Annotated in this window: 7 protein-coding genes and 1 pseudogene; 6 read left to right on the top strand and 2 right to left on the bottom strand. The window is 62.6% G+C overall.

The window, feature by feature from the left end:
* The coding region (locus EN993_RS25630; protein WP_164757807.1) for an MFS transporter at positions 1–1,005 on the top strand (1,005 nt) is incomplete at its 5' end.
* Positions 1,006–1,013: 8 nt separating this feature from the next.
* Here the strand turns inward: EN993_RS25630 and EN993_RS25625 are convergent.
* Positions 1,014–1,586 carry an NADPH-dependent FMN reductase gene (locus EN993_RS25625; RefSeq protein ID WP_109668613.1) on the bottom strand — a complete coding sequence of 191 codons (573 nt, stop codon included), beginning with the start codon at positions 1,584–1,586 and terminating at the stop codon, positions 1,014–1,016.
* Positions 1,587–1,792: 206 nt separating this feature from the next.
* On the opposite strand from EN993_RS25625, the gene EN993_RS25620 reads away from it, so the two are divergent.
* The 4 genes from EN993_RS25620 to EN993_RS25605 are packed head-to-tail and all read left to right on the top strand — an operon-like array spanning position 1,793 to position 5,604.
* Positions 1,793–2,704 carry an ABC transporter substrate-binding protein gene (locus EN993_RS25620; RefSeq protein ID WP_109668615.1) on the top strand — a complete coding sequence of 304 codons (912 nt, stop codon included), beginning with the start codon at positions 1,793–1,795 and terminating at the stop codon, positions 2,702–2,704.
* 55 nt (positions 2,705–2,759) lie between these two features.
* Positions 2,760–3,923: an ABC transporter permease gene (locus EN993_RS25615; protein WP_127265158.1), complete on the top strand. Its 1,164-nt coding sequence runs from the start codon at positions 2,760–2,762 to the stop codon at positions 3,921–3,923.
* Positions 3,920–4,858 (top strand): ABC transporter ATP-binding protein, encoded by a 939-nt coding sequence (locus EN993_RS25610; RefSeq protein WP_126068793.1) that lies wholly within the window; start codon positions 3,920–3,922, stop codon positions 4,856–4,858. The genes EN993_RS25615 and EN993_RS25610 overlap by 4 nt, the downstream gene beginning before the upstream one ends.
* A complete protein-coding gene (locus tag EN993_RS25605) occupies positions 4,855–5,604 on the top strand; it encodes an ABC transporter permease (RefSeq protein ID WP_126068794.1) in 750 nt (249 codons plus the stop codon). The genes EN993_RS25610 and EN993_RS25605 overlap by 4 nt, the downstream gene beginning before the upstream one ends.
* A 27-nt stretch (positions 5,605–5,631) precedes the next feature.
* Here EN993_RS25605 and EN993_RS37425 read toward each other — a convergent pair.
* Positions 5,632–5,931, bottom strand: a pseudogene (locus EN993_RS37425) (CatB-related O-acetyltransferase); the annotation flags it as partial.
* Positions 5,932–6,835: 904 nt separating this feature from the next.
* On the opposite strand from EN993_RS37425, the gene EN993_RS25595 reads away from it, so the two are divergent.
* Positions 6,836–8,977, top strand: coding sequence for a sodium-translocating pyrophosphatase (locus EN993_RS25595; protein WP_109668627.1), 2,142 nt, complete (start codon positions 6,836–6,838; stop codon positions 8,975–8,977).
* Positions 8,978–9,059 lie beyond the last annotated feature (82 nt).

Here is a 9,059-nt window from a genome sequence, read left to right as displayed (position 1 = left end):
GCGGCGGCCATCATCCGCAGCATGGGCCAGCGCGGCGGCTTCATGACCGGAACAATCGTCACGGCGCTTGGCGGCCTCGTCGCCACGCTTGCGCTCTTCCAAAGCAGCTTCTGGCTGTTTGCCTTTGGCTTGCTCACGATCGGTGTCGGCGGCGCCTTCGTCCAGCAGTTCCGCTTCGCCGCCGCCGACAACGCACCGCCGGAATTCAAGGCGCGCGCCATCTCCTTCGTGCTGGCCGGTGGTATCATCACCGCCATCCTCGGGCCGCAGATCGTCATCTTCACCCGCGAATTGTTGGCGCCGGTGATGTTTGCCGGTTCGTTCGTCTCCATCCTGCCGTTGGCCGCGGTCGGCGCCATCATCCTGTCGTTCCTGCGGCTGCCGGCGAAAGCATCCGGCAAGGTGGAGATCGCCGCCAGCGACGCCAGGCCATTGGCCGAAATCGTCACGCAGCCGCGCTTCGTCGCCGCACTTTTCTGCGCGGTCGGCAGCTACGCGCTGATGAGCTTCGTCATGACCGGCGCACCGCTGGCCATGGTCGGTTGCGGACTGTCGGAGGATGACGCGACGCTCGGCATCTCCTGGCACGTCATGGCGATGTTCGCGCCAAGCTTCTTCACCGGCTCGCTGATCCATCGCTTCGGCGCCGAACGCATTGTGGCCCTCGGCCTGATCCTGCTCATCGGCTGCGCCATTGTCGCTCTGTCGGGCCTGGCGCTCTGGCAATTCTGGACATCGCTGATCCTGCTCGGCCTCGGCTGGAATTTCGGCTTCATCGGCGCCACGGCGATGGTGGCGGCCAGCTACCGGCCGTCGGAAAAGGGCAAGGTGCAAGGCTTCCACGATTTCGTCCTGTTCGGCTCCGTCGCCTGCGCCTCGCTGATGTCGGGCATGGTCTACAATGCCTGGGGCTGGGAGATGCTGAACTGGATGATATTCCCGGTTGCTGTGCTCTGTTTCGTGGCGCTAGGCGCGCTGAAGGTGATGAGCGCGCGCCCGGTTTGACGCCAAACCTATGCGTCCGGCGGCAACACCTGAAGCACCCGCGCTATGAACATGTGGAATTCAGCCATGTAGTTGCGTAGGAAGTCCTCGGTGGATTCGACCGTCACTTCGCCGTCGTCCGTTATCAGTCCCGGCGTGAACTGGATATAGGCTTCCGGCGCATTCATCTGGGGTGAGTTGCAGAAGCTCAGAACGCTGCGCAGGCTTTGTTGGGCGACAGCGGTTGCGATGGCGCCCGGCGATGTTCCGATAACGGCTGACGGTTTGCGCGCGAATGAATTCTTTCCATAGGGGCGGCTGGCCCAGTCGATCGCGTTCTTCAATCCGCCAGGGATCGAGCGATTGTACTCCGGGGTAACGAACAGCACGGCCTGAACGGAGGCGATCGCCTTTTTGAAATCCCGGGCGACCGGTGGGAAATTCGCGTCATAATCGTAGCTGTAAAGGGGCAGATCCTTGAAGGCGATTTCCGTCATTTCAAGTTCCGGAGGAGCCAGTTGAACGAGCGCCTTCGCGAGCTTGCGGTTGATGGATTCCCGGGCAAGACTGCCGATGAGGTAACCGACTTTGTGTATGGCCATGACACGCTCTCCGTGTTTGCCACCCGCACCCTCATTGCATTATCCGCCAGATGGCAGCAGATCGCCAGCTTCGCCTCGAAATCGGCCTTCCGAACAAAAATATTGCGCTGATCCCCCTTGTTATGAAACCGTGTGCCCCGACTGGCCGTTGAAGCCATGCTCATATGCGGTCACCGCATTTCGGTTCATAGCAAGGGGTTTTCACGATGTTTTCAGTCAAGGTTCTGGCCGGCGCGGCATTGGCGCTCGGCGTAACAGTGGCTTCCGCCAGCGCCCAGGTGGTTGTCTCTTCGAAGATCGACACCGAGGGCGGCGTGCTCGGCAACATCATCCAGCTCGTCCTCAACGCCAACAACATCAAGACATCAGACCGTATCCAGCTCGGCGGCACGCCGGTGGTGCGCAAGGCGATCACCGCCGGCGAGATCGACATCTATCCGGAATACACCGGCAACGCCGCCTTCTTCTTCGAGAAGGCCGACGACCCGGTCTGGAAAGATGCCGCCAAGGCTTATGAGACAGCCAAGAAGCTCGACTACGACGCCAACAAGATCGTCTGGCTGTCGCCGTCGCCCGCCAACAACACCTGGGCGATCGCGTTGCGCAAGGAAGTCGCCGAGACCAACAAGCTCGCCACGCTCACCGACTTCGGCAAATATGTCGCGGGCGGCGGCCAGGTGGTGCTGGCGGCTTCCGCCGAGTTCGTCAATTCGGCCGCTGCTCTGCCGGCCTTCCAGACCACCTATGGCTTCACGCTGAAGCCTGAGCAACTGATCACGCTCTCGGGCGGCGACACCGCGGCCACCATCGCTGCCGCCGCCAACCAGACCAGTGGCGCCAACGCCGCCATGGTCTACGGCACCGATGGCGGCATCGCACCGTCCGGGCTCGTCGTGCTCGACGACGACAAGGGCGTGCAGCCGGTCTACCAACCGGCGCCAATCATTCGCGAAAAGGTGCTGAAGGAACATCCCGAGATCGAGACGCTGCTCAAGCCGGTCTTCGCCAAACTCGACCTCGTCACGCTGCAGGAGTTGAACGGTCGCGTGCAGGTCGGCGGCGAGCCGGTCAAGGGCGTCGCCGAAGACTTCCTGAAGAAGAACGGCTTCCTGAAGTAGGACGATTCCGGCGCGCCGCTTTCGTGGCGCGCCGGATCGACTGACGGGGGAGGGCGTGAACATTCGGTTCGACAAGCTCGGCGTGGTCATCGCCGCGATATCAGCCTATGCGGCTTTTGCCGCGCCCTTTGCCACGTTCCGCGCTAACCGCATCGTCCCCGGCCAGGCGCGCTCGATTCTCGAGGCGCTGCCGGCAACCATCGGGGCGCTGCTGCTCGCCATCATCGTCGTCGCCGCGCTCATTGCTCTGTTCAGGACGCCGCTTGTGCTGCGCCTCGCCGCCAGCGTGGTGGCGCTTGCCGCGCTCGCGCTGCTGGTTGGCGTCGCCGGCACATTTCTCACGCCGGCGGGCAACACCTTTGCGAGGGTTTCGCCGGCCTCAGGCTTCTGGATTCTCATCTTTGCCTTCACGCTTTTGCTGGCTGATGTGCTGACACGGCTGAACCTGTCGCCCTGGGGGCGGGTTGGTGTGCTGGTCGCGGCCAGCGCGGCGATCGGTCTTTTGCTGATTTCGGGAAGCTGGAACGACCTTTCCATCCTGAAGGAATACGCCAACCGCGCCGACAGTTTCTGGGCGGAAGGCTCCAAGCATGTGACGCTGGCGCTCGGTTCGCTGGCTGCTGCGGTGATCGTCGGCCTGCCGCTCGGCATCCTGTGCCATCGCGTCGAAAGGCTGCGCGCCGGCGTGCTCAACGTGCTCAACATCATCCAGACCATTCCCTCGATCGCGCTGTTCGGCCTGCTGATCGCGCCACTCGGCTGGGTCGCCACGCATGTGCCGGGGGCTGCCGCGCTCGGCATTCGTGGCATCGGCACAGCACCCGCCTTCGTCGCACTGTTCCTCTATTCGCTGCTGCCGGTGGTGGCCAACACCGTGGTCGGTCTCGCCGGCGTGCCGCGGGCCGCCAACGACGCCGCGCGCGGCATGGGCATGACCGACAGGCAGCGCCTGTTCGGCGTCGAGTTTCCGCTGGCATTTCCTGTCATTCTCACCGGCATCCGCATCGTTTTGGTGCAGAACATCGGCCTTGCCACCATTGCCGCGCTGATCGGTGGCGGTGGTTTCGGCGTCTTCGTCTTCCAGGGCGTTGGCCAGACGGCGATGGACCTTGTGCTGCTCGGCGCCGTGCCAACGGTCGCGCTCGCCTTCGCCGCCGCCATCATCCTCGATGCGGTGATCGAAATGACTGCCACCAAGCGCAGGGTTGAAACGGCATGATCGAGATCGAAGGTATTACCAAGCGCTATGACGCGACAACAGTGGTCGATGACGTTTCGATGGTCATCGAGCCGCGCACGGTTTGCGTCATTGTCGGCACCTCCGGTTCCGGCAAGACGACGCTGCTGCGCATGATCAACCGGCTGGTCGAGCCGACCTCGGGCATCATCAAGCTCGACGGCGCCGACAATCGTTCGCTGCCGGGTTACGAGCTGCGCCGCAGCATCGGCTACGCCATCCAGGGCCACGGCCTGTTTCCGCATCGTACGGTGGCGCAGAACATTGCCACCGTGCCGGTGCTGCTCGGCTGGGACAAGGCCCGCATCAAGGCCCGGGTCGACGAGTTGATGACGCTCTATCAGCTCGATCCCGAAGCATTCGGTCCGCGCTACCCGCACGAACTGTCCGGCGGCCAGCAGCAGCGTGTCGGCGTTGCCCGCGCGCTCGCCGCCGAGCCCAACGTGCTGTTGATGGACGAACCGTTCGGCGCGTTGGATCCGATCATCCGCACCAAGGCGCAGGAGGATCTGCTGGCGATCCAGAAGCGCTTCGGCACCACCATCATCCTCGTCACCCACGACATGGAAGAGGCCGTGCATATGGGCGACAAGATCGCGGTCATGGATGCCGGCAAGCTCGTGCAATACGCCAAGCCAGCCGAGATCCTGGCGAAGCCTGCAAGTGCCTTCGTCGAGACCCTGGTCGGCGCCAGCGAGCGGCCGTTCCGGTTGCTGTCGCTCGGTCGCGTCCGCGATGCCGTGGAGAAGGGCTCGGCCGAAGGCGAAGCGATCCCCGGCGACGCCAGCCAGCGCGACGCACTGGCCGAATTGTTGTGGTCGGGCCGGCCGGCGCTGCCCGTCAAAGGCGCCGACGGCAAGCCGCTTGGCCGCGTCACCGTCGACGGTCTGGTGAAACGCGCGGCGAGGCCGGCATGAAGGCCTGGCTTCCATCGCTGCTCAGGCTGGCCTTGGTGGTGCTGCTCGTCGCCTTTGTCACCAATCCCGGCTGGTTCGAGCCACTGCTGAAGCCGTTGACCGAGAACAATGCGCCGGTGATCTACAACCAGGGCAGCCTGCTGACGCTGACATTGCTGCATTTGCGCACGGTTCTGATCGCCACCGTGGCTGCAACCATCGTCGCGGTGGCGCTTGCCATCCTGGTCACCAGACCGGCCGGTGCCGAATTCCTGCCGCTGTCGCGCAGCCTGGTCAACATCGGCCAGACCTTTCCGCCGGTGGCGGTGCTGGCGCTCGCGGTGCCGGCCGTTGGCTTCGGCGAGAAGCCGACGCTGATCGCGCTGTTTCTCTACGGCCTGCTGCCTATCTTCGAGAATGCGCTGACCGGCCTGACGACGCTGCCGGCCAATGTGGTCGAGGCGGCGCGCGGTGCCGGCATGACCGGTTGGCAACGGCTCACCAAGGTCGAGCTGCCGCTCAGCGCCCCGATCATTCTCGGCGGCATCAGGCTGTCGGTGGTCATCAGCCTTGCCACCGCCACCATCGGCTCGACCGTGGCCGCAAAGACCCTGGGCGAAGTGATCATCGCCGGGCTGTTGTCCAACAACCTTGCTTTCATCCTGCAGGGCGGCCTGATCGTGGCAGCCCTTGCCGTGCTGATCTATGACGGTCTGTCGGCGATCGAGCGCTACACGGCGCGCCGTATGGGCAGAGAGGCGGCCTAGTTCGCGACCTCACCTGACGCTGATGCGCTATGACGCGCTACTCGCGGCAATGAAGGCGTCAACCGGGCCAAAGAACCTCGGCTGTTCTGCTATGATCTTCTCGTCGCTCCATTCCCACCAGCGGATAGCAAGCAATCTCGCAATCTGGTCGTCAGTAAACCTGTTACGGATGAGCTTGGCAGGATTTCCGGCGACGATCGCATAGGGAGCTACGTCCTTCGTTACGATCGAGCCGGCTCCAACAACGGCACCATCACCAATCGTTATTCCTGGCATGATGATTGCGCGTCGTCCGATCCATACATCGTTGCCGATTTCAGTCGGTCCGTTGACCACCAGATCACTATAGGCAACCATCGACTTTGTCATGAGAGCTCGGAATGGGAAAGTTGAGACAAACTGCGTCGGATGATTGGCGCGACAAAGGAATAGGACTTCCTCCGCTATTGAACAGAACGCTCCTATTCTTAGCGGCGAGGTTTCATCGCACCAATAGATATTGCTGGGCTTCACACTGTATGTCCTGCGGCCAACTGATGCATGCTGCGGCAGGACTTCCGGATTGGGAACTCGTCTAAGCCCAAGCTTGGTTCTAAGTTCTCTTGCAAATCCCATTTGTGCCTAAGCCATTTTGGTTAGAGGTTTGACTTCGTTCATGTGCTCAACGTTTCTATACTAGGCGGGTACGTCGCGGCACCTATTTGACCCTGCACCGCCAACGGAAACGCAACGGCACGGCGTCGACCTTCTTTGTCGCCAGGAAAGTTTCAATTTCGAAGATAGCCGAAGACGCGAGTCGGCTCTGCCTGGATTCTGTCAGTGACCCGCTACTTTCTGTGGGCGACCGAGAGAATTGGATCAAGTTCGGAGGGCCGCTGCTCTCAGAAGCGAGCTGGGCTTGGGCGCAGAGTGCGGGCATCGGCTGATTGGTCGTGTTGCACCTGTTCTGACCTGACCAACGGACGAGCAGCTGGCTGGACTCAACGACTGAGCTTTCAGGGCCGCCACAAGCCCTTCAGTGCCGGGCATGGCCCGATCTGAATAAATTCAATCGGTTTGCAAGAAGGCATTGCGGCGAAAGCCGGGCAAAAACCGAACAATATCTTGACGTTCCGAGCCCCGTTTCGCATACACCGCTGCGAAGGGTTGGATTCCGTCTGAGGAATCCGGTCTCTGTCTCAACGGCCCAGGGAGGGGTTCTTTTGGGCCATCAATCGAGGAAAATCCGGCAATGACAATTATTTCCGCCGTCATCGCCTGCGGCCTGCTTTCAATCCTTTACGCCATCTGGGCGACACGTTCGGTCCTTGCGGCCGATCAGGGCAATGCACGCATGCAGGAAATCTCCGCGGCTATCCGCGAGGGCGCACAAGCCTATTTGGCGCGTCAGTACACCACCATCGCTATCGTTGGCGTCGTCGTCCTTGTGCTCGCCTGGTGGTTGCTGTCCATCACCGCCGCGATCGGCTTCCTGATCGGTGCGGTGCTTTCGGGCGCCGCCGGCTTCATCGGCATGCATGTCTCCGTTCGCGCCAACGTTCGCACGGCGCAGGCCGCATCAAACAGCCTCGCTGCCGGCCTCGACATAGCGTTCAAATCGGGCGCCATCACCGGCATGCTGGTTGCTGGCCTGGCCTTGCTCGGCGTATCGATCTACTACCTTGTCCTGACCCACTTCATGGGCCTTCAGCCCAATGACCGCATCGTCATCGACTCGCTGGTCTCGCTCGGCTTCGGCGCATCGCTGATCTCGATCTTCGCCCGTCTCGGCGGCGGTATCTTCACCAAGGGGGCGGATGTCGGCGGCGATCTCGTCGGCAAGGTCGAAGCCGGTATTCCCGAAGACGATCCGCGCAATCCGGCCACCATCGCCGACAATGTCGGCGACAATGTCGGCGACTGCGCCGGCATGGCCGCCGACCTGTTCGAGACCTATGCGGTGACCGTCGTCGCCACCATGGTTCTGGCTGCCATCTTCTTTGGCGGCACCCCTGTCCTGGGTGCGGCCATGCTTTATCCGCTCGCCATCTGCGGCGCTTGCATCCTGACCTCGATCGTCGGCACCTTCTTCGTCAAGCTCGGTTCCAACGGCTCGATCATGGGCGCACTCTACAAGGGCCTGATCGTCACCGGCCTGCTATCCATCGTCGGTCTTGGCGTCGCCACCTCGGTCACCCTGGGCTGGGGCGAGATCGGCACCGTTGCCGGCATGGCCATCACCGGCAAGAACCTGTTCATCTGCGGCCTCGTCGGCCTCGTGGTGACCGGTCTCATCGTCGTGATCACCGAATACTATACCGGCACCAACAAGCGCCCGGTCAACTCCATCGCCCAGGCGTCGGTCACCGGTCACGGCACCAACGTCATCCAGGGCCTTGCGGTCTCGCTGGAATCGACGGCGCTGCCGGCGATCGTCATCGTCGGCGGCATCATCTCGACTTATCAGCTCGCCGGTCTCTTCGGTACGGCGATCGCGGTCACCACGATGCTCGGCCTTGCCGGCATGATCGTTGCTCTCGACGCCTTCGGCCCGGTCACCGACAATGCCGGCGGCATTGCTGAAATGGCCGGCCTGCCCAAGGAAGTGCGCCAGTCCACCGACGCGCTCGACGCGGTCGGCAACACCACCAAGGCGGTGACCAAGGGCTACGCCATCGGTTCGGCCGGTCTCGGCGCGCTGGTGCTGTTTGCCGCCTACTCGAACGACCTGAAGTTCTTTGCCGCCAATGGCGACAAATATCCCTACTTCCAGGGTATGGGCGAGATCTCCTTCGATCTCTCCAACCCCTATGTCGTCGCCGGCCTGATCTTCGGCGGCCTGATCCCGTATCTGTTCGGCGGCATTGCCATGACGGCCGTCGGCCGCGCGGCGGGCGCCATCGTCGAGGAAGTGCGCAAGCAGTTCCGCGAGGATCCGGGCATCATGGCTGGCACCTCGAAGCCGAACTACGCACGCGCGGTCGACCTTCTGACCAAGGCAGCAATCCGCGAGATGATCATCCCGTCGCTGCTGCCGGTGCTGGCGCCGCTCGTCGTCTATTTCGGCGTGCTGCTGATCTCGGGCTCGAAGGCGTCCGCCTTTGCCGCCCTTGGTGCCTCGCTGCTCGGCGTCATCGTCAATGGCCTGTTCGTCGCTATCTCGATGACCTCTGGCGGCGGTGCCTGGGACAACGCCAAGAAGTCTTTCGAAGACGGCTTTGTCGACAAGGACGGCGTCAAGCATCTCAAGGGTTCCGAAGCGCACAAGGCTTCGGTGACCGGCGACACGGTCGGCGATCCCTACAAGGACACCGCTGGCCCGGCCGTCAACCCGGCGATCAAGATCACCAATATCGTGGCGCTCCTGCTACTGGCCGTGCTCGCGCACGGCTGAACAAGGCATCGGCTCGAAAGCAAAACCCGCGGGAGCGATCCCGCGGGTTTTTGTTTGGCTCGGATCAGGCACGGTGCCTCAG

The sequence above is a fragment of the Mesorhizobium sp. M7D.F.Ca.US.004.01.2.1 genome, from assembly GCF_003997785.1.
Lineage (GTDB): Bacteria > Pseudomonadota > Alphaproteobacteria > Rhizobiales > Rhizobiaceae > Mesorhizobium > Mesorhizobium loti.
Note: the sequence above shows the minus strand (reverse complement) of the source record. Positions and strands in the feature narration are given on the sequence as shown.